This window comes from Streptomyces sp. NPDC001709 (assembly GCF_053596375.1).
Window position 1 is genome coordinate 17,400 of record NZ_JBSFGB010000016.1, and the last position, 23,705, is coordinate 41,104.

A 23,705-nucleotide genomic window follows, 5' to 3' on the forward strand; every position below is an offset into this window, starting at 1 on the left:
CGCTACGCCGCCGTGCCGCCCGCGTAGTCGCTGTTGAACGTCGTCTCGATGGTCTGCGCCACCGGCTGGGCCACGCCCGTGCCGGTCAGGATGATGCCCAGCTCCCGGTTGTTGCTGAGGGAGTTGCTGCTGAGGTTCATGGAGCCGGCCTCGACCTCCTGGGTGGATTGGCCGTAGTCGGCGACCATCGCCTTGGCGTGGATGTAGAAGCCGCTCGGGTCGGAGTAGCCGACGACCGTGCCGCCGGCCGCCTTCACGGCGGAGACCTGGGTGGAGTAGCTGGAAGGATTCTCCAGGACCACGCGGACCTTCACGCCCGCCTTGGCGCGGGCCACGATCGCGTTGACGACCGTGCTGTCGCTGAACTCCAGCTCCTCCACGTCGAGGCTCTTGGTGGCGGAGTTGATGAAGGACACCAGGCGGTTGCGGGAGTCGGTGGGGGACCACAGCAGGTGGTCGCCGTCGGTGGGGGTGACGGACGTCGCCGTGTAGTCGGCGTTGAAGACCTTCTCGATGGCGGCGACATCGCGGGTGTCGTCGGTGAAGACGCCGTAGTCGCGGCTGGTCGTGTAGTACTGCGAGGTCAGGTTCCCCGTCATGATCAGGGACTTCACGCCGTCGACCGTGATCGTCTTCTGGTGGGTGTAGACGTAGGCGGAGGAGGACCAGACGACGCCCACGCCCGCGTTCCTCAGGGACGTGTACGCCGAGTTGTTGGCGCTCTGGTGCTGGCGGTCGAGGATCACGCGGACCGTGACGCCCTTGTTCTTCAGGGCTATGAGGTCGTTGACGGCCGTCGTGTCCTCCAGCTCGTACATCGTCATGTCGAGCGTGGTGGTGGCCGAGTTGACGAAGTCGTAGATCGTGGGCTGGCTGCCGGTCTGGGAGAAGGCGAACGCCGAGTAGCTCGCGGCGTTCGCGGGGAGGGCCGTGGCGACGACGGCGGTGCCGGCGGTCAGGGCGATGGCCGCGCGGGTGAGGACCTTCCGCAGCATGCGTGACTCCTGTAGGAGGCAGGGAACGTGGAGGTCGTGCCGTGGGAGGTGGCGCGGGCATGACACCACGCGCGTAGAACGCTGGGGAGGCGAGCGGATCCAGGGATCGCCAGGAGAGCGCAAAAACTTCGTATGCCGGCGCCGCTATGCCCGCGAATGGCGTGAATGGGCTGTCTGTGGGCTGCCTGTGAGCGGGTCTGTCGGCCGGTCTGTGAGCCCGTCACCGGGCCGACAGGGTGTTGGCAAAGGCGGGGGCCGGGCGGGCGTAGCGTAGAGGACATGACGAAGTACGGATCGTTTCCCGGTACGCGTCCCCGGCGGCTGCGGACCTCGCCCGTCATGCGCCGGATGGTCGCCGAGACGCGGCTGCACCCGGCCGACTTCATCCTCCCGGCGTTCGTCCGGGAAGGCGTGAGCGAGCCCGTGCCGATCGCCGCCATGCCTGGTGTCGTCCAGCACACCCGCGACAGCCTGAAGAAGGCCGCGCTGGAGGCCGTGGAGGCCGGCATCTCCGGGATCATGCTGTTCGGCGTGCCGGAGGAGAGCAAGAAGGACGCCCTCGGGACGCCGGGCACCGACCCGGACGGGATCCTCCAGGTCGCCATCCGGGACGTACGCGCCGAGGTCGGCGACGACCTGCTCGTCATGTCCGACCTGTGCCTGGACGAGACCACCGACCACGGGCACTGCGGGGTCCTGGACGCCGAGGGCCGGGTCGACAACGACGCGACCCTGGAGCGGTACGCGGAGATGGCCCAGGTGCAGGCCGACGCCGGCGCCCATGTCGTCGGCCCCAGCGGGATGATGGACGGCCAGATCGGCGTCGTCCGCGACGCGCTCGACCAGATCGGCCGCGAGGACGTGGCGATCCTCGCCTACACCGCCAAGTACTCCTCCGCGTTCTACGGCCCCTTCCGCGAGGCCGTCGCCTCCTCGCTCCAGGGCGACCGCAAGACCTACCAGCAGGACCCGGCCAACTGGCGCGAGTCCCTGCGGGAGCTGGCCCTCGATCTGGAAGAGGGCGCGGACATGGTCATGGTCAAGCCGGCCGGGCCGTACCTCGACATCCTCGCCCGGGTCGCGGACGCCGTGGACGTGCCCGTCGCCGCCTACCAGATCTCCGGCGAGTACTCGATGATCGAGGCCGCCGCCGAGAAGGGCTGGGTCGACCGCGACCGCGCCATCTTCGAAACCCTGACCGGCATCAAGCGGGCCGGGGCGCGCACCATCCTCACGTACTGGGCGACCGAGGCGGCGCAGAAGCTGCGCTGACGTCGGCGAACCCGTCGACGGGGGAGCGGTGCCGGGCGTGAGCGCGAACTGACCGTCCGGATCGCGGAATTACCGGTGTAGGCGGCACGTACCTCTCTAGCCTGGCGGTCCCAGAGCCGAAGGAGAGCCGCGCCATGACCACCGCCGAGCCCGCCGCCCCGAGCCACGCCGCCACGACGCTCGCCGAGCCTGCCCAGGGCCGGGATACGGCCGTCGTCGGGCCGACCCCGGCACCGGCGGCCTCGACCCGCGCCCCCGTCCCGCCGCTCGCCGCGCGTGCCCGCAGCGTCGGCGGCTCGCCCGTGCGGGACATCCTCGCGGTCACCGCGCGGCCCGAGGTGATCAACTTCGCGGGCGGGCTGCCGGCACCGGAACTCTTCGACCGGGAGGGCATAGCGGCGGCGTTCGAGGAGGTGCTGGCGCATACTCCGGCGCAGGCGCTGCAGTACTCGACGACCGAGGGCGAGCCGGCGCTGCGGGCGGGCCTGGCCGGACGCATCGCCGCGCGGGGCCTGCCCACCACCCCCGACGACCTGCTCATCACCACCGGCTCCCAGCAGGCCCTGTCCCTCCTGGCGACGGCCCTGCTCGAACCCGGCGACACGGTCCTGGTGGAAAACCCCTGCTATCTGGCGGCACTTCAGGTCTTCGGCCTCGCGGGCGCGCGCGTGGTGGCCGTGCCGGGCGACGCGGACGGAGTGGACCCGGCGGCGCTGGAGGAGGCGGTCCGCCGCGAGCGCCCCAAGCTGGTCTACCTGGTCCCCACCTTCCAGAACCCCACCGGCCGTACGATGCCCGCACCGCGCCGCGCGGAGATCGCCGCCGTCGCCGCCCGCGCAGGCCTGTGGATCATCGAGGACGACCCGTACGGCGAACTCCGTTACGACGGCGAGCCCGTTCCCTGGATCGCCTCCCTCCCCGGCGCCGAGGACCGGACCGTCCTGCTCGGCTCGTTCTCCAAGGTGATGGCCCCCGGCCTGCGCCTCGGCTGGCTGCGCGCGCCCGCCGAACTGCGCCGGGCGTGCGCGGTGGCCAAGCAGGCGGCGGACCTGCACACCCCGACGCTCAACCAACTCGCCGCCGCCCGCTACCTCGACGTCCTGGACGCCCATGTGGAACGGGTGCGCGCCGTGTACGGCGAACGCCGGGACGCCATGCTCGCCGGCCTGCCGACCGCCCTCCCGCCCGGCTCGCGGTGGAACCGGCCCGAGGGCGGCATGTTCCTCTGGGTGCGGCTGCCGGAGTCGTACGACACCCTCGCCCTGCTGCCCCACGTGGTCGAGCAGAACGTGGCCTACGTGCCCGGCGCGCCCTTCTACGCCGGCGCCCCCGACCCCGCCGCCCTCCGCCTGTGCTTCGTCACCCAGACCCCGGAGGAGATCGCGGAGGGGCTGCGCAGGCTGGGGCGGGGGCTCGGCGGCCTCGGGGGCTGACGGCGGAAGTGGCTCAGTCCCACCAGAAGGTCCAGCTGGGCGCGCCGATCAAGTGCTTCGCGTACGCGCGGAGGGTGTCCTGATCGCCCTGGAGGACGTTGTCCGGGCAGAGTGCGAAGTGCTCGCCCGCCACCGCCTCGGCGTCCTCCTGCGTGGTCGGCGGGGCCGCGACGGACAGGACCAGGGTGTCCGGGCCGAGGGCCACGACCCGTATGCCGAAGCGGTCCTCCCAGGAGCGCAGCACCGCGCATATCCGGGCGACGTCACCCTCGTAGTTCATGGGGCCGGTCCAGCCGATCACCGCCGGGATGTCGGCGGACCGGCGGGCCGGAACGAGGGCGAGGTGTGCCTCCTCGACGACCGAATCCGGAGCGTGCACCAGCGCGTCGGCGACCTGGGCGGCACGGGTGTCCGGGTCGGCGCAGAGAGGGGCGGAGGATGCGAGGCCGGGCCACTCGTCCCCGAACGGCTCGATCTCCTCGGCGATCTCGCCGTCCTCCGTCTCCTCCTCCCAGTACTCCGCGAGGACCTCCTCGGCGTCGTGATCGCCCGGATACGACGTCTCACCGGGCAGCAGCCCCCAGTCCTCGAGGCCGCCGCCGGAACCGCCGGTATCCACGAGCACCGGCAGCAGACCGACCCGGGCACCCGGCGCTCCCAGCGCCTTCCAGGTGCCCGGCGCGGCGGGCTTCTCCGCGTGCCACAGCAGCGGTTCGTGCCAGGGCCCGTCGTCCGTCATGTCGACGAGCCGGCCGGGAGGAAGCCGCAGCCCCAGGGAACGCCCGCTGGGGTCGGTGGCCAGCTTGGGCAGCGGATTGGGAAGAGTCGCCATGCCCGAGACTGTACGGGCCGCCACTGACAACGCCGTTGGCCTGCCTGCCCGATGAACCAGCACCCGCCGCAACCCCTCTTACCGAGGGATGCGATAACGGGAAGGACACGGTCGCAGGCGGGACGGAAGGGCGGGACGTGCGGATCGGGCGTTACCCGGTGCGGTGGCACATCGTGCTGCTCACCCTCTGGACGGCCCTGTGGTTCATCGTGGCCGAACGGCACGCCGCGATCTCCTGGCATTACCTGGTAACCGGCCAGCGACTGCTCTTCCACCAGGAGAGCGGCGGTGGCCTGGCCCTCTACGCCAACCACCCCGACCTGCAGATAGGCCCCGTCAGCTTCATCGTCGCCGGACTCTTCGCGCCGTTCCCCGCCGACGTGGGTGAGAAACTCGCGGACGCCTTCATGTCCGGCCTCGGCCTGTACATGCTCGTCCTGATAGGCCGCGCGGCCGCCGACCACAACCTCGGCACCGGCCTCAACCACAGACGCCTCCAACAGCGCGTCCTGATCGCCGGAGCGGCCTTCATCCCCATGTGGGTCGAGGTCTCCGTCCGCTTCGCCCACCTGGACGACGTCCTGGCGCTGTTCTTCACCACGCTCGCGGTCCGCGCACTGGTCCGCGGCAACGCGACGGCGGTGGGCGTGTTCCTGGCCCTGGCGGTCGACTCCAAACCCTGGGCGGTCGGCTTCCTGCCGTTGCTGCTGGCCCTGCCCCGCCCGACCCGCCTGCGCGCGGCGGCCTGGACCTTCGGCCTGGTGGCGGTGGCCTGGCTCCCCTTCTACCTGACGCACCTGGAGACCCTGCACGCGGCCCGCTTCACCATCCCCAACCAACCGGCGTCCTCACTGCGCTGGTTCGGCGTGAACGACCCCGCGACCCCGTGGTGGGACCGCCCCACCCAGATGGCGCTGGGCATGGGCCTGGGCGCGCTGGCGGTACGACGGGGCCGCTGGCCGGCGGTGGTCTTCCTGGCCGCCGACGCCCGCATCCTCCTCGACCCGAGCGTGTACACGTACTACAACGCCTCGGTTCTCCTGGGCACGTTGATCTGGGACTCCATCGGCCAACGCCGCCTGGTCCCGTGGGTCAGCTGGATAGCGCTGATATCCCTCTACGGCAGCGCCCTGGTGATCCCGTCGGACTCCACCCGGGGCTTCATCCGCCTCGCCTTCTGCCTCGGCTCGGCGGCGTACGTCCTGCTCTGGCCCCAACGGGCACCACGCGGCGGCCGGGGCCGACGGCCACGCCGGCGCGAACCGACGCTCACCGCAACGAAGGGGTGAGGGAGCCGGCCTCCCGCGCCGGCTGCCGCCGATGTCCCTTGCCGCCGATGTCCCTTGCCGCCGATGTTCCCGTCCTAGACGAGCGTGGTGATGCAGAACGGGTGCCCGGCCGGGTCCAGCAGCACCCGCCACCGCTCCCCACCCGGCTGGAACTCCGGCTTTTCGGCGCCCAGTTCCAGCAGCCGCTTCTCGGCGACGTCCAGGTCGTCCACGCCCAGCTCGATGTGCGCCTGCTTCTCCTGGGCCGGGTCCGGCCAGGTGGGCCGGCGGTAGTCGGTGAGCCGGTTGAAACCGAGGCCGGTCGCGCCCTCCTTGCCGAGCAGGACGAAGTCGTCGGTGGAGAAGAGCACCGACATGCCGAGCAACTCGCCGTAGAAGCGGGCCATTTCGGCGGGGTCGGCGCAGTCGAAGGTGACGGCGGCATAGCGGAACGCGGGTGCGGAAGAGGTCTGCGTGGTCATGGGGACGACACTAGGACGCGACCAGGACAGTTCCGGTCCTGGTCATGCCGGATCCGTGCCACACTTCGGCCGTGCTCAGCTCGTCCGCCCGCCTTCTGCGCCTGCTGTCCCTGCTGTCCTCCCGTCCCTCCTGGACCTGCGCCGAACTGGCCGAGCGCATGGAGGTCACCGACCGCACGGTCCGCCGGGACATAGCGAGGCTCAGGGACCTCGGCTACTCCGTCGACTCCGAGGCCGGCCCCTGGGGCGGCTACCGCCTCCGCGCCGGCTCCCGCGTGCCGCCGCTGATCCTCGACGACGAGGAGGCGCTGGCCGTGGCCGTCGGCCTGCGCGAGGCCGCGCTGAACGACGCCCTCGGCGGCGACCAGGCGGCCCTGTCCGCACTGCTCAAGCTGCGCCAGGTGCTCCCACGGCGCATCGCGGACCGTCTCGGTGAGCTGGACGAGGCCTTCGTACGCCTCCCAGGGGCCGACGGGGCACACGTCCGGCCCGGTCTGCTGCTGGAGCTGGCAGTGGCCTGCCGGCAGGGCCGCCGGGCCCGGCTGTCGTACACCGACGCAGAGGGGCGGGCCACGACCCGGGACGTGGACCCGTACCGCCTCGTCCACACGGGCCGCCGCTGGTACTTCGTCGCGCGGGACGTGGCCCGGGGCCAATGGCGCACCTTCCGCGCCGACCGGGTCGACCGCCTCCAGCCGACCGCCCACCCGGCGGACCTCACCGACCCACCGGACCCGGCCCAGCTGGTCTCCCGCAACATCGCGAACGGTCCCTATCCCCTCTCGGCGACCGTCCGCCTCCCCCTCCCCCTGCCGGCAGCCCTACGGCTCATCCCCCCGACCATCGGCACCCACCGCCCCGACGGCCCCGGCGCCACCCTCGTCGACGTGGGCGGCCCCGACCCGGACGGCCTCGCCCGCTACCTCCTCGGCCTGGGCACACCCCTGCGAGTCCTCACCCCGGACGCCGTACGACAGGCCCTGGCACGCCGCGCCCGGGAGCTGGCCGAGGAGAACGCTCAGGGCAGACCCGAAGGGGGGTGCGTCAGAGCTTCTCCGGCGTCCGGATCCCCAGCAGCGCCATCCCCTGGTGCAGCGTGCGCGCCGTGATGTCGCACAGGAACAGGCGGTTCTCGACCTGCTGGGGCGTCTCGGCCTTCAGGACCGGGCACTTGTCGTAGAAGGACGTGTAGAGCGACGCCAGCTGGTAGAGGTACGCCGCCAGCTTGTGCGGGGCGTATTCCGACGCCGCCTCCCGGACCGTCTCCGCGAAGGCGTCTGCGTGCAGGCCCAGCGCGCGCTCCGCCTCCGCCAGTTCCAGCTCCGGGTGCGCGGCCGGACGGGTCTCGCCGGCCTTGCGGAGGATGGACTGGATACGGGCGTACGCGTACTGGAGATAGACGGACGTGTCGCCGTTCAGGGACACCATCTGGTCCAGGTCGAACTTGTAGTCCCGGTTCGCCGACGTCGACAGGTCCGCGTACTTCACCGCGCCGATGCCCACCTGGGCACCCCGCTCGGCGATCTCCTCCTCGGAGAGGTCCTGGGCCTTCTCGCGGACCACGGCCGAGGCGCGGTCGATCGCCTCGTCGAGGAGGTCGACCAGGCGGACCGTCTCGCCCTCACGCGTCTTGAACGGCTTGCCGTCCTTGCCCAGCACCGTGCCGAACGCCAGCTGCGTCGCCGACACGTCCTCGTTGAGCCAGCCGGCCCTGCGCGCCGTCTCGAAGACCATCTTGAAGTGCAGGGCCTGGCGGGCGTCCACCACGTAGAGGAGGGTGTTCGCCTTCAGGTTGAAGACGCGGTCGCGGATCGCCGAGAGGTCCGTGGCCGCGTAGCCGTAACCACCGTCCGACTTCTGGACGATCAGCGGGACCGGGTTGCCGTCCGGGCCCTTGACGTCGTCGAAGAAGACACACAGGGCGCCCTCGCTGCGGACCGCGACGCCCGACTCCTCCAGCAGGCGGCAGGTCTCGGCCAGCATGTCGTTGTAGCCGGACTCGCCGACGATGTCGGGGTCCCGGATCTCCATGTCCAGCTTCTCGAAGACGGAGAAGAAGTAGATCTTCGACTCGTCCACGAACTTCTGCCACGTGGCCAGGGTGCGCGGGTCGCCGGCCTGGAGGTCGACCACCCTGCGCCGGGCCCGCGTCTTGAACTCCTCGTCGGAGTCGAAGAACTTCCGCGCGGCCTTGTAGAGGCGGTCCAGGTTCGACATCGCCTCCTCGCCGGAGGCGGCCGTGTCCTCGGCGGACGCCTTGTGGTCCAGCTCGTGCGGGTGCTCGTCCAGGTACTGGATGAGCATGCCGAACTGGGTGCCCCAGTCGCCGATGTGGTGGCGCCGGATCACGTTCTCACCCGTGAATTCGAGGAGCTGGACGACCGAGTCGCCGATCACGGCCGAGCGCAGGTGGCCGACGTGCATCTCCTTCGCCACGTTCGGCTGCGCGTAGTCGATCACCGTCGTGCCCGGCTGCGCGGCGGTCGGCACGCCGAGGCGGCCCGTCTCGTCCGCGTAGCGCGCGGCCAGGTTCCCGGTGATCGCCCTGTCCGTGATCGTGATGTTCAGGAAGCCGGGGCCGGAGACCTCGACGTCCTTGATCAGCTCGTCACCCGTGACCACCTGGGAGACGACCTGGGTCGCCAGCTCCCTCGGGTTCGCCTTCGCCTTCTTGGCCAGCGCCAGGATGCCGTTGGCCTGGAAGTCGGCCCGGTCGCTTCGTCGCAGCAGCGGGTCCGCGCCGGCGGCCTCGGGCAGGGTGGCCGAGAGGGCGGACGCGAGGTGCTGCTGGACGTTGTCGCTGAGGGACGTGACCGAGGCCATAGGAATGGGTGCCGTTCTCCTCGTGGGGATGGATAGTCCCAGCCAGTATCCCACGGCAGGTAAAGCCGTTTTCGCGGGCGCGAGCCGGTCTGTGAGAATGGAGTGTCACCCCGTTCAGATGGAGTGCCACCCCATTCAGAAAGAAGGACGTGCCGATCGTGGCTCAGAGCACCGAGACCACCGACTGGGTCTCCCGTTTCGCGGATGAGGTCATCGAAGAGTCGGAGCGCCGGGCCCCGGGCAAACCGGTCGTCGTCGCGTCCGGACTCTCCCCCTCCGGCCCGATCCACCTGGGCAACCTCCGCGAGGTCATGACCCCGCACCTGGTCGCCGACGAGATCCGCCGCCGTGGGTACCAGGTCCGGCACCTGATCTCCTGGGACGACTACGACCGCTACCGCAAGGTCCCGGCGGGCATCGCGGGCGTCGACGAGTCCTGGGCCGAGCACATCGGCAAGCCGCTGACCTCGGTGCCGGCGCCCCAGGGGTCGTCGCATCCGAACTGGGCCGAGCACTTCAAGGCCGCCATGATCGCCTCGCTCGCCGAGCTGGGCGTCGAGTTCGACGGGATCAGCCAGACCGCGCAGTACACCTCCGGTACCTACCGCGAGCAGATCCTGCACGCCATGAAGCACCGCGGCGACATCGACGCGATCCTCGCCCAGTACCGCACGAAGAAGGCTCCGAAGAAGCAGCAGCAGAAGGCCGTCGACGAGGCCGAGCTGGAGGCCGAGGAGGGCTCGGGCGCCGCGTCCGAGGACGACGGCAGCTCCGGCTCCGCCGGGTACTTCCCGTACAAGCCGTACTGCGGCAACTGCGAGAAGGACCTGACGACCGTCACGTCCTACGACGACGACTCCACCGAACTCGCCTACACCTGCAACGAGTGCGGCTTCGCCGAGACCGTCCGGCTCAGCGAGTTCAACCGCGGCAAGCTGGTCTGGAAGGTCGACTGGCCGATGCGCTGGGCGTACGAGGGCGTCGTCTTCGAGCCCAGCGGCGTCGACCACTCGTCTCCCGGGTCGTCCTTCCAGGTCGGTGGGCAGATCGCACCGATCTTCGGCGGCCGGCAGCCGATCGGTCCCATGTACGCCTTCGTGGGTATCAGCGGCATGGCGAAGATGTCCTCCTCGCGGGGCGGGGTCCCGACCCCCGCCGACGCGCTGAAGATCATGGAGCCGCAGATCCTGCGCTGGCTCTACGCCCGCCGCAGGCCCAACCAGTCCTTCAAGATCGCCTTCGACCAGGAGATCCAGCGACTCTACGACGAGTGGGACAAGCTCGCCGGGAAGGTCACGGACGGCTCCGCACTGCCCGCCGACATCGCCGCGTACACCCGCGCGGTCGGTACGGCCGCCGGTGAGCTGCCCAAGACGCCGCGCCCGCTGCCGTACCGCACGCTCGCCTCCGTCGCCGACATCACCGCCGGACACGAGGACCAGGCGCTGCGGATCCTCTCCGAGCTGGACCCGGAGCAGCCGCTGGCCTCCCTGGACGAGGCCCGGCCCCGGTACGACAGGGCCGAGGCCTGGATCAACACGCACGTGCCCGCCGACCAGCGGACCATCGTGCGCGACGAACCCGACGCCGAGCTGCTGAAGTCCCTCGACGAGGCATCCCAGCAGTCCGTACGGCTGCTGCTCGACGGCCTCGCCGAGCACTGGTCGCTCGACGGCCTGACCCACCTCGTGTACGGCGTGCCCAAGGTGCAGGCCGGGTTCTCCGCCGACGCCACGCCGAAGGAGCTGCCGGCCGAGATCAAGACGGCCCAGCGGACCTTCTTCGCCCTGCTGTACCACCTGCTCGTCGGGCGCGACACCGGGCCTCGGCTGCCCACGCTGCTGCTCGCGGTGGGACAGGAGCGGGTGCGGCACCTGCTCGGGGAGTAAGAACCCGTTGGAAACCGCGTAAGAAGAAGGGGCCCCCGTCGCCGGAGGGCCCCTTCTCCATGTCCTTCTTCCCGTCCTTCTTCCTGTCCTCTTCGCCCTATGCGATGTGGTCTTCTTCCAGTTCCGCGGTGTGGCGGTTGGCGAAGCGGTTGACCATGCGGTTGGCATCGTTCGGCTGGAGGGAGATGCCGAAGGTCGCCTCGACGTCGTCCCTGAACTGGGCGCCGGTCGGGTAACTGCCGTCGATCGACTTGCGGAAGACCTGGTACAAGTCCTCCTCGGTCGGCTCCGGCTCCGGGCTGCCGCCCCCCTCACCCAGCTCGCGGGTGCGGTTCGGGCCCACCGGGATGGGGAAACTGCCGGTCTCCTCCGGGGAAGGCTGCTGGAACTGCTCCGGGGGCTGCTCCTCGTACCACTCCTCGTACTGCTCCTCGGGGAGGTACTGGGGTTCGGGAGCCGGGTTGAAGGCGGGGTCGTAGCCGCCGTGGTACTCGATCTGCTGCTGGGCCTGGAACCAGGGGCTCTGGTCGTCCACCGGGGGCCCCTCCGGGCGCTGCTCGTCGGGAGGTGCCGCCTGCCTCGGGACGGGCGCCACCCCGGCGGCACGACTGCCCGCGGATACGGCGGAGGGTCCGGGAACCGCTGCCAGCTGCGGCTGTTGCGGGGCGGGCGGCAGCAGGACCGGTTCTATGCCCGCCGCCGCCAAGCCCGCGGGAGCGGTCTCCGCAAGAGGAACCCCGTACCTCGCCAGGCGCAGCGGCATCAGGGACTCCACCGGAGCCTTCCTGCGCCACGCCCGGCCGAAGCGGCTGCGGAGCCTCGCCTGGTAGACGAGACGTTCCTGCTCCAGCTTGATGACCTGGTCGTAGGAGCGCAGCTCCCACAGCTTCATGCGGCGCCAGAGCAGGAAGGTGGGGAGGGGGGACAGGATCCAGCGGGTCAGGCGGACACCCTCCATGTGCTTGTCCGCCGTGATGTCGGCTATCCGGCCGATCGCGTGCCGGGCCGCCTCCACCGCGACCACGAACAGGACCGGGATCACCGCGTGCATACCGACACCCAGCGGGTCCGGCCAGGCGGCTGCGCCGTTGAACGCGATCGTCGCCGCCGTCAGCAGCCACGCCGTCTGGCGCAGCAGCGGGAAGGGGATACGAATCCAGGTCAGGAGCAGATCCAGGGACAGCAGGACACAGATACCCGCGTCGATACCCACCGGGAACACGTACGAGAAGTTCCCGAAGCCCTTCTTGACGGCCAGCGCCCGGACGGCCGCGTACGAGCCGGCGAAGCCGATCCCGGCGATGATCAAGGCGCCGGTCACGACCACGCCGATGAGAACGCGGTGCATCCGAGTCAGCTGCAGTGGCGCGGCCACTCGTACTCCCCTCCCATTGCCTGTTGTTGCGCGCAACAGGGTGGCACACGCGTACGGCGAACGTGGTACCGGTCGGGGCTTACGTCCCCGAGGTCAGTCCTTCTTCGCGGCCGACTTGGACGGAGAAGCGCTGGAAGAGGCCGACTTGGACGGCGACTTGGAAGCCTGCCCCGACGGGGACGCCGAGGAAGACGTACCCGAACCGGACGACGAGGACGAGCTGTTCGCGGACGACACCGACCCCACCGCCTCCTTGATCGCCTTCTGGGCGGCCTTCGTCAGATCGTCGGCGTCCGGGGTGTCCTCGCCCGCGAGACCGGCGCCGTTGTAGTCGAGCGTGATGACCACGTTCTCGACCCGCGCGACCACCGTCTGCTGCTTGAACAGACCTTCCTTCTTCTTCAGGTCGTAGCGCACCGCCGTCGCCTCCGCGCCCGTACCGGACAGCGGGATCTCCTTGGTGTTCTTCGCGCCGTCCACCGCCGCGGCGTCCTTGACCTGCTGACCGAAGTACGTGTGCGCCTGCGTGTCACCGGCACCGCGCGTGGTGTCCGAGTCGAAGCGCAGCAGGGAGACGTTCAGCCAGCGGAACTGCGAGCCCTTGACGCCGTTGTTGTCCAGGCTGCTCCACGAGCAGGAGGCACGCGACGACGGGTCGTCCGAACTGCCCTTCTTGCCCGACGAAGCACCCTTCGGTACCAGATCGGAGAGGGTGTTCTTCGACAGCACCGCACACGGGTCGGGCAGCTTCGTGTACGCGGCCGCCCGCACCGTCGGGGACGCGCTCGCCGACGGCTGCGTGCTGCCGCTCGCGGACTGCTGCGCACCGCTGCCGGCGCCCTTGCCCTTGGAATCACCCGAGTCCGACGAACAGGCGGCGGTGATCAGCACCGCCGGAACGGCTGCCGCGCAGACAAGAACACGGCTCAGGCGCTTGCCACGCACCTTCTGCTGGGCACGGTCATCTCGCTGGGCTGCTCGCTGCATGGTTCCTTCACTCATGACGCTCGGTGGTCGTGCGGGTTCCTGCGGGGGCCCACGGTACGCGGTGAAGGAGCTGTGCGGTTTCCGTTCGGGCGCTTCGCGTACGACGCGGCAAGCGGCCCCGGATGCCGTCAACCGCCCAGTGCATCGTCCAGTTGAGAGGCCAGATTACGGGCCCTGTCCTGCATTTCCTTGCTGTCGGGGACCGTTCCCATGGCCGTCGGCTGCTCCTCGTACTCGATGGTGACGACGACATTGGACGTGCGGAACACCACAGTCACCGTCCGGGGCTCGGCCGTCGAACCGGACGAACCGAGCTGGTCGTCGATATACGCCTCGTCACCGAGATCCGACAACACCCGCGGCTGCAGATCGGCCGCGGAGGCGGAGTCGGAGGGCGAGCCCGAGCCGGAGGGGGAGGCGCCGCCGCTCTCGGAGGCCGAGGGGCTGCCACTGGACGAGGGCGAGGGCGAGGGTGAGGAAGAGGAGGCGGGCGAGGAAGTGGGCGTCGGCGCCCCGGTCGTCGCCGTCGTCGTGGCCGTCGCGGAGCCGCTCGGCTCCGGGAGGTCGGCGGCCGCCTCCTTGCCCTCGAACAGCGTCTGCGCCTGATCGTCGTCACTGACCGCGTTGTCGTACGACACCACGCGCTCGAAGTCGACCGAGAGGCGGTCGGTGGCGTCGGCGGACTCCACCTTCCACCGGCAGCCGACCTTGCGATCGGTGTCGTAGGTCAGCGAGGCCTCGCCCTGGTAGGCCTTGTTCCGCTGGTCGGGGTCGGCGATCTGCTTGATGCCGGGCAACATCGAGTCCAGGGTGTCGTGGCCGACCGCGCCGCAGGGTTCGGGGAGCGTGCGGTACTTGCCGGGCTGGGCGGTGACGGTGGCCGTGCCGGCGTCGCCGGGGTTGGCGTTGTCCGTCGAACCGTCGCTCCCCGAGCCGCTCGTGCAGCCGGCCAGCAGCGCCGCGAGGAGGGCGGCGGTGCCGGTTACATACGCCTTCCGCTGCACGGTCGGGCTCCTCTCGGGTCGTGCGCTCGGTTGCTGCTCCAGTGTCCCCGCTGGTTATTCGCTTGCCGCGGCGGGGCGCCCCCTGGAGACAATGTGTATCGCACGCGCTGCTGTGGCCGCCGGTCCCTTGTCCGCTTTCGATGGCCTTGGCGCCAATTTCCTTTTTGTTGCCTATAAGCCTTTTAAGTCATTTGTTGTCGTTTTCGGGGGAATGAGGAACGTATGTCGTACGTGGAGATGCCGGGCGCGAAGGTCCCGATCCGGATGTGGACGGACCCCGCGACCGTCGAGGACGTGGCCCTGCGCCAGCTCCAGAACGTGGCGACCCTGCCGTGGATCAAGGGCCTGGCCGTGATGCCGGACGTCCACTACGGCAAGGGCGCGACGGTCGGCTCCGTCATCGCCATGCAGGGCGCGGTGTGCCCGGCGGCGGTCGGGGTGGACATCGGGTGCGGGATGTCCGCCGTGAAGACGTCGCTCACGGCGAACGACCTGCCGGGTGACCTGTCGCGACTGCGCTCGAAGATCGAGCAGGCGATTCCGGTGGGGCGGGGGATGCATGACGATCCCGTGGAGCCGGGGGACTTCCATGGGCTGGCTACGGCTGGGTGGGAGGACTTTTGGGGGCGGTTCGACCGGGTCGCCGATGCTGTGAAGTTCCGGCGGGGGCGGGCGATTACGCAAATGGGAACCCTTGGCCAAGGGAATCACTTTGTCGAGGTTTGCATTGATGTGTCCGATTCGGTGTGGCTCATGCTCCACTCCGGTTCCCGCAACATTGGCAAGGAACTCGCCGAGCACCACATCGGCGTGGCCCAGAAGCTCCCGCACAACCAGGGCCTGATAGACCGTGACTTGGCGGTCTTCGTCTCGGACACCCCGCAGATGGCGGCCTACCGCAACGACCTGTTCTGGGCGCAGGAGTACGCCAAGTACAACCGCACGCTCATGATGGCGCTCCTGAAGGACGTGATCCGGAAGGAGTTCAAGAAGGCGAAACCGACCTTCGAGCCGGAGATCTCCTGCCACCACAACTACGTTTCGGAGGAGCGGTACGACGGCATGGACCTGCTCGTGACCCGCAAGGGAGCGATCCGGGCCGGCTCCGGCGAGTACGGGATCATCCCGGGCTCCATGGGCACGGGGTCGTACATCGTGAAGGGCCTCGGCAACGAGAAGGCCTTCAACTCCGCTTCGCACGGCGCGGGTCGGCGGATGAGCCGTAACGCGGCAAAGAAGCGCTTCTCTGCGAAGGATCTGGAGGAGCAGACCCGTGGCGTGGAGTGCCGCAAGGACTCCGGCGTCGTGGACGAGATCCCGGGCGCCTACAAGTCCATCGACCAGGTCATCGACCAGCAGCGGGACTTGGTGCAGGTCGTGGCCAAGCTGAAGCAGGTCGTCTGCGTGAAGGGGTAGTGACGGTGACGGGCGCGGCGAACGTTCGCCGCGCCCGGGTGGCTGCTCAGTCGGGCAGCGGAACTACGCCGTGCAGCAGTTTCCAGCGGCGTACTTGGCAGGCGCTCTGGGAGTAGCCGAGTTGGGCTGCGGCGTGCGCGATCTTCGGAGCCGCGAGCAGGACTCGGTCCATTTCACTCGTCCACTCGATGCGGGGAGGCCTGGGTTTTGATCCTGCGGAACGAACCCAGTTGGCCACGAGGTCGGCGGCCGCCCGCTTGCGATGCAGGGACAGGCAGCCGGGATAGTAGAGATGCACGCTCAGGGTCTTGGCCGTCTCGGTGATGTAGGTGATGTTGTAGATGTCATCGCGTTGGTTGCGCCGAGGCGTGCGCTTGGTGCCCGTAATCCCCCCTACGTAGACGCACAGGTAGGCGGCGATGGTCGTACTGGCTGTGGTCAGGGAGAGGAACGGGTAGCCCTGAGTGGTGAAGCCGACCGAGCCGTCGGCATCGATCAGGCCTCGCAGGTAGTCAGGGCGGGAGAATTCGACGTGGGGCGGCGCAATCGTCTTTGACTTGCGTCCGTAGGGCAGGCCGAGTTCGTTGATCCTGGTTCTGGCTTCCAGCGAACACAGGCTCCAGACGGCGGCGGAGTGTGTCTCGGCGAAGTTCGTGGACCGGGTGCGTTGGGTGATGCTGCTGTTGTACGGCGCTAACTTCTGGAAGGCCCTCAGGAGGTCGATGTCTCGTGCGCTGAGCTCGACGGTCAACTTGCCCTTTCTCCCGGTGCCTTGCTGGAGATGCCCATCCGCCTGCAAGAAGCCGAACATGTACGCGTACTCGGGCACCGTGAGGTCCATGAACCGGTGGGCGCTAGGCTCGCATTCAGCCACAGGAAGCCTCCACTTCCATGCTGGTGAGGCCCTCGGTTGGGATGGCCGTCCCGGCCGAGGGCCGTCTCATTGATCGTGTGGCGCGAGCCTAGGACGCCAGTTCGTCCGGCGATCGGGTGATCGATGAGGTTCGCCCGTTTGGGCTAATCGTGGGTCACTTTGCGTGGCGGACCGCGTAGATCATCACGAAGGCCACGATGTGGATGCCGAAGAGGAAGTAGCCGAGGAAGTACCAGACCTTGCGTTCGTCCCTGGTCTCCTGGGCCAGGCGGGCCTTTTCCAGGGTATCGGCGGCCTCCGTGTTTTCTTCCGGCATCACAGCTCCCGGTGGACCTTGGTGTTGGACGCCTGGGCGCGGGGGCGCAGGACGAGGAGGTCCACGTTGACGTGGCTGGGGCGGGTGACCGCCCAGGTGATCGTTTCCGCCACGTCGTCCGCCGTGAGGGGGTCGGGGACGCCCTCGTAGACCTTGGCCGCCTTCGCCTCGTCGCCGGCGAAGCGGGTCAGGGCGAACTCGTCCGTCTTCACCATGCCGGGGGCGATCTCGATCACGCGGACCGGCTGGCCGACGATCTCCAGGCGGAGGGTCTCGGCGAGGACGTGGGTGCCGTGCTTGGCGGCGACATAGCCCGCGCCGCCCTCGTAGGTGCCGTGGCCGGCGGTGGAGGACACGACCACGATCACGCCGTCGCCGCCGGCCACCAGCTTCGGCAGCAGGGCCTGGGTGACGTTCAGGGTGCCGATGACGTTCGTCTCGTACATCGTGCGCCAGTCCGCCGGGTCGCCGGTGGCCACCGGGTCCGCGCCGAGGGCGCCGCCCGCGTTGTTGACCAGGACGCCGACGTTCTGGAAGGCCGTCGCGAACTCGTCCACCGCCGCGCGGTCGGTCACGTCCAGCTGGTAGGCCACCGCGGAGTGGCCCGCCTTCGTCAGCTCCTCCGCCAGGGCCTCGATGCGGTCCTTGCGGCGGGCGGTGAGGACGACGCGGTAGCCGGCCTCCGCGAGCTGCCGGGCCGTGGCGGCGCCGATGCCGCTGCTCGCACCGGTGACTACGGCGATGCGGGAGGCGGGGGGCATGAGCAGCTCCTCGAGGGTGGTGACGACGGTCTTCGTCCAGCCTAAGTGAGGCTCAGGCGCCGTTCCTCGGCACCCACATGATCACGGCCATTCCGGCGAGGCAGATCAGCGCCCCGGTGATGTCCCAGCGGTCGGGGCGGTAGCCGTCCGCCACCACGCCCCACAGGAGCGAGCCCGCCACGAAGATGCCGCCGTACGCCGCGAGGATGCGGCCGAAGTGGGCGTCCGGCTGGAAGGTGGCGACGAAGCCGTACGCGCCGAGGGCCAGGACTCCACCGGTCATCCACAGCCAGCCCCGGTGCTCACGCACGCCCTGCCAGATCAGCCAGGCGCCGCCGATCTCGAAGAGGGCGGCGACGACGAACAGGGCGGCGGAGCGCAGGATCGACATGGGCAGCAGCTTGGCACGGGGCGCGACCGGCCTTCGCGGGGGTCTTTGCCGTCGGCCCTCGTGAGCCCCTTGTCACCTGTTGGACGGCGCCTGCGCGGTGCTCTGCGTGGCATACATCCGTACGGCGGTCGGATCGCGAGAGTGGTGAGCGGCGTGCGGGTGTGGACGTGGGCGTGGGCGTGGGGTGTGGCAGGGGCCCTGGGCGGTGTGGTGCTGGGGGCGGGCGGCGCCGTGGCCGATCCGGCGCCCGGGACCGAGGCCGACCTGGCGTTTCACGGGACGGCGGTGATGAACGGCGACACGGTTGAGGTGAAGCTGACGCCGCGCGACAACGGGCCCGCCGCCGTGCCGGACGCGACCGTGCGGCTGCGCTGGTCGGTGGCGCTGGCCGAGGTGCAGCAGCTGCCCGCGCGGTGTGTCCGGGAGAGCGAGCGGACGGTGGTGTGCGGGACGGGCGCGCTGGACGCGAAGGGGGTGGGCGAGCAGCTGGATGTGCCGGTGCGGCTGAAGGAGAAGCCGGGGGAGGTCACGCTGGAGATCGACACGGTGTGGGACGGCGGCGCGGTGGACAAGGACCACACGAACGACATGCTGAGTGTGCTCCTGCTGGACACCGGGGACCCGTACGCGTTCTGAGGCGTTGCCGGTCAGGCGGGGTGCTGTGCGTCGTAGCGCTCGCGGGCTCCTCGTACCTCCTCGAAGTGGGTCTCGGCCCATTCCTTCACGGCGGTCAGCAGGCCGGCGAGGCTGGCGCCGAGCGGGGTGAGTTCGTAGTCGACGCGGACCGGGACGGACGGGGTGACCGTGCGACTGACGATGCCGTCCCGTTCGAGGGTGCGCAGGGTCTGGGTGAGCATCTTGGGGCTGACGCCCGCGACCTTGCGGCCGATGTCGCTGTAGCGCTGGGGGCCGGTGGCCAGGGCGGCGACGACGAGGCTGACCCACTTGTCGCTGAGTCGCCCGAGGAGCTGGTTGGTGGGGCACTCGCGCAGGAAGGCGTCGTAGTCGGCGCGGGCCTGTTCGCGCCGCTGGGCGGCGGTCGTGGTTGGCATGGGCTCTCACCTCTGGGTCGGCTACGCACTCTCAGGTAACTACTTACGAATCGATAGTAGCTCTCCTACGGTTGGTGGTGCGGCCGGAAAGGTGCCGCGGGAACCATCAAGTACCTCGATCTCATGGGGAGTTGACATGCGTGCTGCTGTGGTGAGGACGTTCGGCGGGCCGGAGAGCGTGGAGATCGCGGAGGTTCCGGTGCCGGAGCCGGGGACGCGGCAGGTGCGGATCAAGGTGGCCGCGGGTGCGCTGAACCCGGTGGACGCGGCCGTGCGTGCGGGCGTCTTCGGCGGGGCCGGCAAGACCCTGGGGCTCGGCTGGGACGTGACCGGGACCGTGGACGCGGTGGGTGCCCCCGCCGCCTGGCAGGTCGGTGACCCGGTGGTGGCGCTGGTGCCGGGCGTGGCCGATCCGCTGGGGGCGCACGCCGAGTACGTCGTCGTGGACGCGGACACGGTGGCCGGGGCGCCCGCCTCGGTGGACGCGGTGCACGCGGGCACCCTGCCGCTGAACGGCCTGACCGCGGTGCAGGCCCTGGACCTGCTGGATCTCGCGCCGGGCGGCAGGCTGCTGGTGACCGGCGCGGCGGGGGCGGTCGGCGGGTTCGCGGTGCAGCTGGCCGCGCACCGGGGGATCGAGGTGACCGGGCACGCCCGGGCGGGCGACGAGGAGCTGGTGCGTTCGCTCGGTGCCGCGCACTTCACGGCCGACGGGGTGGAGCCGGGGAGCGTGGACGCGGTGCTGGACGCCGCGGTGCTCGGGGCGCCGGCGTTGGCGTGGGTGCGGGACGGGGGCGCGTTCGTCGCGGTCCGTGACGGGGTGCTGCCCGAGGCGGAACGGGGGGTGCGCCTGGAGAACGTCTGGGTGCGGGCCGACGGGGCGCAGCTCGCGGGGCTGGCCCGGCTGGTGGACGAGGGGGTGCTGACCCTGCGGGTGGCGGAGACGTACCCCTTGGAGGAGGCGGCCAAGGCACACGCACGGCTGGCGGAGGGCGGGGTACGGGGGCGGGTGGTGCTGGTGCCTTGAGGGGCGGGGGGTGCGGTGGCTGGGTCCGTGGCCTCGAGGGGGTTGGGGGTGCGCGGTGAGTGGGGTCTATGGCCTCAGGGGCTTGGGGCGTGCGGTGGCCGGGGTCCGTGGCCTGAGGGGCTTGAGGGGCTTGGGGCGCGCGTAGTGGCTCGTGCTCGCGGTCTGACGGGGCTGGGTGTGCGGTGGCTGTGGGAGGGGCCGGATGTGGTGGCCGTTGCCGAGCGGCTCGCCGCGCCGCGGCCCTGGCCGGTCGGGCGGGCGGTGCCGGCTCGGCAGTAGTGCGGTGAGAAGACGGTAGGGCGCTGGGTCGGGTTGCCCGTGTGACGGTGAGAGGGCGGTAAAAAGGGTGATCGTAGGTCCGCTCGTCCCGGCCGAACCGCCGGAGACCTTGGCAAACTGGGTGCGTGCCCCAGACTGTGCTGCTCGCTGAAGACGACCGTGCCATCCGCCATGCCCTGGAGCGTGCCCTGACCCTGGAAGGGTACGAGGTGATGGCGGTGGCCGACGGCGTGGAAGCGCTGGCACAGGCCCACAAGACGCCGCCGGACGTCCTCGTGCTGGACGTGATGATGCCGGGGATCGACGGGCTCCAGGTCTGCCGGGTGCTGCGCGCCGAGGGCGACCGCACCCCGATCCTCATGCTCACCGCCCTCGTGGAGACCGCCGACCGCATCGCGGGCCTCGACGCCGGCGCCGACGACTACGTGGTCAAGCCGTTCGACGTGGAAGAGGTCTTCGCACGGCTGCGCGCCCTGCTGCGCCGTACCAGCCCGGTGCCCGCCGGCAGCGGCGCCGGGAGCGGCGCGGACAGCGGCGGCCGGGAGGCCCAGCTCTCCGACCGGCAGGTGGAGGCCGCCGGCATCCGCATGGACCTCCAGGCCCGCCGGGCCTGGCGCGGCAAGCGCGAGCTGGAACTGACCCGCACCGAGTTCGAGCTGCTGGAACTGCTCGTGCGCAACGCGGGCATCGTGCTCGACCACTCGACGATCTACGACCGGATCTGGGGCTACGACTTCGGGCCCGGCTCGAAGAACCTCGCCGTGTACGTCGGCTACCTGCGCCGCAAGCTGGACGAACCCGGCGCCCCGCAGCTGATCCACACCGTGCGGGGCGTGGGTTACGTGCTCCGGGAGGACTAGGTGGGCCGCCTGCGGCGGCTGCTGGCCCCGGGCCGGCCCAAGCTGGTCTCCCTGCGCACCACCTTCGCCGTGTCCTTCGCGGCCGTCACCGCCGCCGTCACGATCCTCGTCGGCATCCTGTCGTACGGCAGCGCCGCGCGGCTGGTCCGGGTCGACCAGCAGTCGGTGTTCACGCAGGTCGTGCAGGACGTCCAGAGCGAGGTGCGGCAGCACGAGATGGTCCCCGAGGACTTCTCCTCCTCCCGCCCCGGGCACGACCTGGTCCGGCCCGCCCGCACCGATGTGCAGGTGCTGGGTGCGCAGGGCGAGATCCTGGACCGCGGCAACCCGAGCCTGCCCGTCACCTCCCGTGACAAGGCCATGGCGCTCGCGCAGACGGCCGGGAGGGTGGTCCAGCACAAGGACGTGCCGGTGGACTCGGACCTGTTCCGCATCGCCACCGTCTCGCTGGGCGACGGGCGGGGCGCGGTCCAGGTCGCGCAGGAGTTCAGCGACACCGAGGATCTGCTGCGGACACTGCAGCAGCGGACGCTGATCCTGATGGCGGCGGTCGTGGTGGCGGCCGGTCTGTTCGGCTGGTGGCTGGCCCGCCGTATCACCCGGCGGCTGGTGATTCTGACCTCCGCGGCGGAGGACGTGGCCCGCACCCGTCAGCTCGGCATCGAGGTGCCGGTGGCCGGGCTGGACGAGGTGGGGCGCCTCGGCCGCTCCTTCGACCGGATGCTGGGCCGCCTCGCCCAGTCCGAGGAGGACCAGCGGCGGCTGGTCCAGGACGCGGGACACGAGCTGCGCACCCCGCTGACGTCCCTGCGTACGAACATCTCGCTGCTCCGGCGCATCGACGAGCTGCCCCCCGCCACCCGGGAGGAACTGGTCGCCGACCTCACCCAGGAGGCGCGGGAACTGACCGACCTGGTCAACGAGCTGGTCGACCTCGCCGCGGGGCAGTCCGACACCGAGCCGCCGCAGCGGGTGGACCTGGCCGACATCGCCGAGGACGTCGTGGGGCTGGCCAAACGCCGTACCGGACGCGAGATCGTGCTGCGCACGAGCGGCGACACGACGACCGACGGGCGGCCCGGGATGCTGCAGCGGGCCATGTCCAACCTGGTGGAGAACGCGGCCAAGTTCGACCGGAACGGCAAGTCGCCGATCGAGGTCCACATCACCGGGCCGGCGCGGCCGGGGACCGTGCGGGTGGAGGTGCTGGACCGGGGGCCGGGGATCGCCGACGGCGACCTGATCCGCATCTTCGACCGCTTCTACCGGGCGGCGGACGCGAGGTCCCTGCCGGGGTCCGGCCTGGGGCTGTCCATCGTGCGGGAGGTTGCCATGGCACATGGCGGGGCGCCGTTCGCCTTCCGGCGGGAGGGCGGGGGAGCGGTGATCGGTTTCACGGTGGGCGGATAGCGCCAGGGAGTACTTCTCCGTTCCCGGGTGCGGCTCCGTCGGGGGTTGCTCGCGCAGTTCCCCGCGCCCCATCGGGGCGCGGTCCGCGTGACGATTGAGTAGCTGTACTCAGCCCAGCCGGGTACCCGCCCGCATCCGCCGGGCCCCCTCGCCGTCCTACGGTCCCCGTATGCCCGAGAAGACCACCCCACCGACCGACACCCCCGCCCCCGCACCGGCCCCGGCCGCTTCCGTGGGCCGCGCCCTGGGCATCGGCTGCCTGGGATGCGGGGGCGTCGCGCTCGCCGTCGTACTCGTCGTGCTCGCCCTGCTCGTCTGCAACGCGGGGTCGACGGACTACCCGCGCGTCGCGCCCGAGGAGCGGGCGAGCGATGTCTTCCGGTACTCCCAGGAGGCGTACGACGTCATGGGGTTCAGGCGCGCTGTCCGGCCGGGGGTCGAGAAGGTCGGCGTCAGTACGGAGAACACCTTCAGCGCCGCCTACTGCTACGACGGCGGCTGGACGGGGATGGAGGACAAGACCGTCGACGCCGCCTACCGGCTCAGTCACGAGTGGGCGCTGGACCACGTGCCCGAGAGCCAGGCGGTCTCCGGCCTGCGCCGACTGCACCGGCGTCTGGAGGACGAGGGCTGGGAGGTCTCGTCGTACCGCGAGGGCGGCAAGGGCAGGGACGGGAAGCTCTACGTCCAGCGGGACGGCGGGGAGCAGCTGATGTCCTTCGACTGGTACGCGGACCGGCAGTACTTCGCGGCCGGTGCCACCGTGCCCTGCGCCTACGACCCCGGGTGGCAGCCGAGTGACGCGGAGCCCTACTTCCCCGACTCCGCCGCCCACTCCTTGACCGTGCCCGTCCTCGCCCCGTCCTCCACGCGCTGACCGGCGTCCGCGGGCTGTTCCGGGAGGCCTCCGGTGGCGCACGACCCCCGCGCGTGTGTGTCGGTGCGCGAAGTGGTGGGTG

Annotated in this window: 23 protein-coding genes; 11 read left to right on the forward strand and 12 right to left on the reverse strand. The window is 70.5% G+C overall.

Annotation, left to right across the window (positions count from 1 at the left end; translation table 11 throughout):
* Window positions 1-2: 2 nt before the first annotated feature.
* Window positions 3-995 carry a phospholipase D-like domain-containing protein gene (locus ACWC0C_RS23285; RefSeq protein ID WP_450865580.1) on the reverse strand — a complete coding sequence of 331 codons (993 nt, stop codon included), beginning with the start codon at window positions 993-995 and terminating at the stop codon, window positions 3-5.
* A gap of 279 nt (window positions 996-1,274) precedes the next feature.
* On the opposite strand from ACWC0C_RS23285, the gene hemB reads away from it, so the two are divergent.
* Together hemB and ACWC0C_RS23295 are read left to right on the forward strand one after the other, a co-directional pair.
* The gene (gene hemB, locus ACWC0C_RS23290) at window positions 1,275-2,267 is read left to right on the forward strand and encodes a porphobilinogen synthase (RefSeq protein WP_449201309.1); all 993 of its coding nucleotides are present in this window, start codon (window positions 1,275-1,277) and stop codon (window positions 2,265-2,267) included.
* Window positions 2,268-2,401: 134 nt separating this feature from the next.
* Complete coding sequence (locus ACWC0C_RS23295) at window positions 2,402-3,700, forward strand: aminotransferase-like domain-containing protein (protein WP_450865583.1); 1,299 nt, start codon at window positions 2,402-2,404, stop codon at window positions 3,698-3,700.
* 13 nt (window positions 3,701-3,713) lie between these two features.
* Here ACWC0C_RS23295 and ACWC0C_RS23300 read toward each other — a convergent pair whose 3' ends face one another.
* Complete coding sequence (locus ACWC0C_RS23300; protein ID WP_450865584.1) at window positions 3,714-4,532, reverse strand: DUF4253 domain-containing protein; 819 nt, start codon at window positions 4,530-4,532, stop codon at window positions 3,714-3,716.
* 137 nt (window positions 4,533-4,669) lie between these two features.
* On the opposite strand from ACWC0C_RS23300, the gene ACWC0C_RS23305 reads away from it, so the two are divergent.
* On the forward strand, window positions 4,670-5,821 hold the full coding sequence (locus ACWC0C_RS23305) for a hypothetical protein (RefSeq protein WP_450865586.1): 1,152 nt from the start codon (window positions 4,670-4,672) through the stop codon (window positions 5,819-5,821).
* A gap of 74 nt (window positions 5,822-5,895) precedes the next feature.
* Here the strand turns inward: ACWC0C_RS23305 and ACWC0C_RS23310 are convergent, their stop codons facing one another.
* Window positions 5,896-6,282, reverse strand: coding sequence for a VOC family protein (locus ACWC0C_RS23310; RefSeq protein ID WP_450865588.1), 387 nt, complete (start codon window positions 6,280-6,282; stop codon window positions 5,896-5,898).
* Window positions 6,283-6,353: 71 nt separating this feature from the next.
* On the opposite strand from ACWC0C_RS23310, the gene ACWC0C_RS23315 reads away from it, so the two are divergent.
* Window positions 6,354-7,391, forward strand: coding sequence for a helix-turn-helix transcriptional regulator (locus ACWC0C_RS23315; protein WP_450865590.1), 1,038 nt, complete (start codon window positions 6,354-6,356; stop codon window positions 7,389-7,391).
* On the opposite strand, the gene argS is transcribed toward ACWC0C_RS23315, so the two are convergent.
* The gene (gene argS, locus ACWC0C_RS23320; protein ID WP_450865591.1) at window positions 7,327-9,105 is read right to left on the reverse strand and encodes an arginine--tRNA ligase; all 1,779 of its coding nucleotides are present in this window, start codon (window positions 9,103-9,105) and stop codon (window positions 7,327-7,329) included. The two genes, ACWC0C_RS23315 and argS, sit on opposite strands and share 65 nt — an antisense overlap.
* A 149-nt stretch (window positions 9,106-9,254) precedes the next feature.
* Here argS and lysS point away from each other — a divergent pair, with 149 nt between their 5' ends.
* On the forward strand, window positions 9,255-10,994 hold the full coding sequence (gene lysS / locus ACWC0C_RS23325) for a lysine--tRNA ligase (RefSeq protein WP_450865593.1): 1,740 nt from the start codon (window positions 9,255-9,257) through the stop codon (window positions 10,992-10,994).
* Between the two features lie 97 nt (window positions 10,995-11,091).
* On the opposite strand, the gene ACWC0C_RS23330 is transcribed toward lysS, so the two are convergent.
* The 3 genes from ACWC0C_RS23330 to ACWC0C_RS23340 form a co-directional block, all read right to left on the reverse strand.
* Window positions 11,092-12,342, reverse strand: a complete 1,251-nt coding sequence (locus ACWC0C_RS23330; RefSeq protein WP_450865807.1) for a DUF2637 domain-containing protein — start codon at window positions 12,340-12,342, stop codon at window positions 11,092-11,094.
* Between the two features lie 120 nt (window positions 12,343-12,462).
* Entirely contained in the window at window positions 12,463-13,356 is an 894-nt protein-coding gene (locus ACWC0C_RS23335) for a DUF3558 family protein (RefSeq protein WP_450865595.1), read from the reverse strand.
* 128 nt (window positions 13,357-13,484) lie between these two features.
* Window positions 13,485-14,360, reverse strand: coding sequence for a DUF3558 domain-containing protein (locus ACWC0C_RS23340; protein ID WP_450865597.1), 876 nt, complete (start codon window positions 14,358-14,360; stop codon window positions 13,485-13,487).
* A 222-nt stretch (window positions 14,361-14,582) separates the two neighbouring features.
* Between ACWC0C_RS23340 and ACWC0C_RS23345 the strand changes: the two genes are divergently transcribed.
* Window positions 14,583-15,776: an RtcB family protein gene (locus ACWC0C_RS23345; protein ID WP_450865599.1), complete on the forward strand. Its 1,194-nt coding sequence runs from the start codon at window positions 14,583-14,585 to the stop codon at window positions 15,774-15,776.
* A 46-nt stretch (window positions 15,777-15,822) separates the two neighbouring features.
* Here the strand turns inward: ACWC0C_RS23345 and ACWC0C_RS23350 are convergent, their stop codons facing one another.
* The 4 genes from ACWC0C_RS23350 to ACWC0C_RS23365 all read right to left on the reverse strand — a co-directional run bounded on the left by ACWC0C_RS23350 (window position 15,823) and on the right by ACWC0C_RS23365 (window position 18,118).
* Window positions 15,823-16,617: a hypothetical protein gene (locus ACWC0C_RS23350; RefSeq protein ID WP_450865600.1), complete on the reverse strand. Its 795-nt coding sequence runs from the start codon at window positions 16,615-16,617 to the stop codon at window positions 15,823-15,825.
* A 187-nt stretch (window positions 16,618-16,804) separates the two neighbouring features.
* Window positions 16,805-16,966: a hypothetical protein gene (locus ACWC0C_RS23355; RefSeq protein WP_450865602.1), complete on the reverse strand. Its 162-nt coding sequence runs from the start codon at window positions 16,964-16,966 to the stop codon at window positions 16,805-16,807.
* Window positions 16,966-17,727, reverse strand: a complete 762-nt coding sequence (locus tag ACWC0C_RS23360) for an SDR family NAD(P)-dependent oxidoreductase (RefSeq protein WP_450865604.1) — start codon at window positions 17,725-17,727, stop codon at window positions 16,966-16,968. Before ACWC0C_RS23360 ends, ACWC0C_RS23355 begins: the two co-directional genes overlap by 1 nt.
* Window positions 17,728-17,779: 52 nt before the next feature.
* Window positions 17,780-18,118 (reverse strand): YnfA family protein, encoded by a 339-nt coding sequence (locus ACWC0C_RS23365; protein WP_450865606.1) that lies wholly within the window; start codon window positions 18,116-18,118, stop codon window positions 17,780-17,782.
* A 153-nt stretch (window positions 18,119-18,271) separates the two neighbouring features.
* Here ACWC0C_RS23365 and ACWC0C_RS23370 point away from each other — a divergent pair, with 153 nt between their 5' ends.
* Entirely contained in the window at window positions 18,272-18,754 is a 483-nt protein-coding gene (locus ACWC0C_RS23370) for a hypothetical protein (protein WP_450865608.1), read from the forward strand.
* 11 nt (window positions 18,755-18,765) lie between these two features.
* On the opposite strand, the gene ACWC0C_RS23375 is transcribed toward ACWC0C_RS23370, so the two are convergent.
* Complete coding sequence (locus tag ACWC0C_RS23375) at window positions 18,766-19,170, reverse strand: winged helix-turn-helix transcriptional regulator (RefSeq protein ID WP_450865610.1); 405 nt, start codon at window positions 19,168-19,170, stop codon at window positions 18,766-18,768.
* A 136-nt stretch (window positions 19,171-19,306) separates the two neighbouring features.
* Here ACWC0C_RS23375 and ACWC0C_RS23380 point away from each other — a divergent pair, with 136 nt between their 5' ends.
* The 4 genes from ACWC0C_RS23380 (at window position 19,307) to ACWC0C_RS23395 (ending at window position 23,623) form a co-directional block, all read left to right on the forward strand.
* Window positions 19,307-20,197 (forward strand): NADP-dependent oxidoreductase, encoded by an 891-nt coding sequence (locus ACWC0C_RS23380; protein ID WP_450865612.1) that lies wholly within the window; start codon window positions 19,307-19,309, stop codon window positions 20,195-20,197.
* A gap of 404 nt (window positions 20,198-20,601) precedes the next feature.
* Window positions 20,602-21,336: a response regulator transcription factor gene (locus ACWC0C_RS23385; protein WP_449201329.1), complete on the forward strand. Its 735-nt coding sequence runs from the start codon at window positions 20,602-20,604 to the stop codon at window positions 21,334-21,336.
* Window positions 21,337-22,746 (forward strand): HAMP domain-containing sensor histidine kinase, encoded by a 1,410-nt coding sequence (locus ACWC0C_RS23390; RefSeq protein WP_450865615.1) that lies wholly within the window; start codon window positions 21,337-21,339, stop codon window positions 22,744-22,746. It begins immediately after the preceding gene.
* 169 nt (window positions 22,747-22,915) lie between these two features.
* On the forward strand, window positions 22,916-23,623 hold the full coding sequence (locus ACWC0C_RS23395) for a hypothetical protein (RefSeq protein ID WP_450865617.1): 708 nt from the start codon (window positions 22,916-22,918) through the stop codon (window positions 23,621-23,623).
* The last annotated feature ends 82 nt before the right edge of the window (window positions 23,624-23,705 follow it).

What these genes read in the sequence shown, in the direction of transcription:
- ACWC0C_RS23285 (WP_450865580.1), bottom strand. Translation starts at nt 995, where the DNA reads ATGCTGCGGAAGGTCCTCACCCGCGCGGCCATCGCCCTGACCGCCGGC.
- hemB (WP_449201309.1), top strand. Translation starts at nt 1,275, where the DNA reads ATGACGAAGTACGGATCGTTTCCCGGTACGCGTCCCCGGCGGCTGCGG.
- ACWC0C_RS23295 (WP_450865583.1), top strand. Translation starts at nt 2,402, where the DNA reads ATGACCACCGCCGAGCCCGCCGCCCCGAGCCACGCCGCCACGACGCTC.
- ACWC0C_RS23300 (WP_450865584.1), bottom strand. Translation starts at nt 4,532, where the DNA reads ATGGCGACTCTTCCCAATCCGCTGCCCAAGCTGGCCACCGACCCCAGC.
- ACWC0C_RS23310 (WP_450865588.1), bottom strand. Translation starts at nt 6,282, where the DNA reads ATGACCACGCAGACCTCTTCCGCACCCGCGTTCCGCTATGCCGCCGTC.
- argS (WP_450865591.1), bottom strand. Translation starts at nt 9,105, where the DNA reads ATGGCCTCGGTCACGTCCCTCAGCGACAACGTCCAGCAGCACCTCGCG.
- ACWC0C_RS23330 (WP_450865807.1), bottom strand. Translation starts at nt 12,342, where the DNA reads ATGCACCGCGTTCTCATCGGCGTGGTCGTGACCGGCGCCTTGATCATC.
- ACWC0C_RS23335 (WP_450865595.1), bottom strand. Translation starts at nt 13,356, where the DNA reads ATGCAGCGAGCAGCCCAGCGAGATGACCGTGCCCAGCAGAAGGTGCGT.
- ACWC0C_RS23345 (WP_450865599.1), top strand. Translation starts at nt 14,583, where the DNA reads ATGTCGTACGTGGAGATGCCGGGCGCGAAGGTCCCGATCCGGATGTGG.
- ACWC0C_RS23350 (WP_450865600.1), bottom strand. Translation starts at nt 16,617, where the DNA reads ATGGACCTCACGGTGCCCGAGTACGCGTACATGTTCGGCTTCTTGCAG.
- ACWC0C_RS23355 (WP_450865602.1), bottom strand. Translation starts at nt 16,966, where the DNA reads ATGCCGGAAGAAAACACGGAGGCCGCCGATACCCTGGAAAAGGCCCGC.
- ACWC0C_RS23360 (WP_450865604.1), bottom strand. Translation starts at nt 17,727, where the DNA reads ATGCCCCCCGCCTCCCGCATCGCCGTAGTCACCGGTGCGAGCAGCGGC.
- ACWC0C_RS23365 (WP_450865606.1), bottom strand. Translation starts at nt 18,118, where the DNA reads ATGTCGATCCTGCGCTCCGCCGCCCTGTTCGTCGTCGCCGCCCTCTTC.
- ACWC0C_RS23375 (WP_450865610.1), bottom strand. Translation starts at nt 19,170, where the DNA reads ATGCCAACCACGACCGCCGCCCAGCGGCGCGAACAGGCCCGCGCCGAC.
- ACWC0C_RS23380 (WP_450865612.1), top strand. Translation starts at nt 19,307, where the DNA reads ATGCGTGCTGCTGTGGTGAGGACGTTCGGCGGGCCGGAGAGCGTGGAG.
- ACWC0C_RS23395 (WP_450865617.1), top strand. Translation starts at nt 22,916, where the DNA reads ATGCCCGAGAAGACCACCCCACCGACCGACACCCCCGCCCCCGCACCG.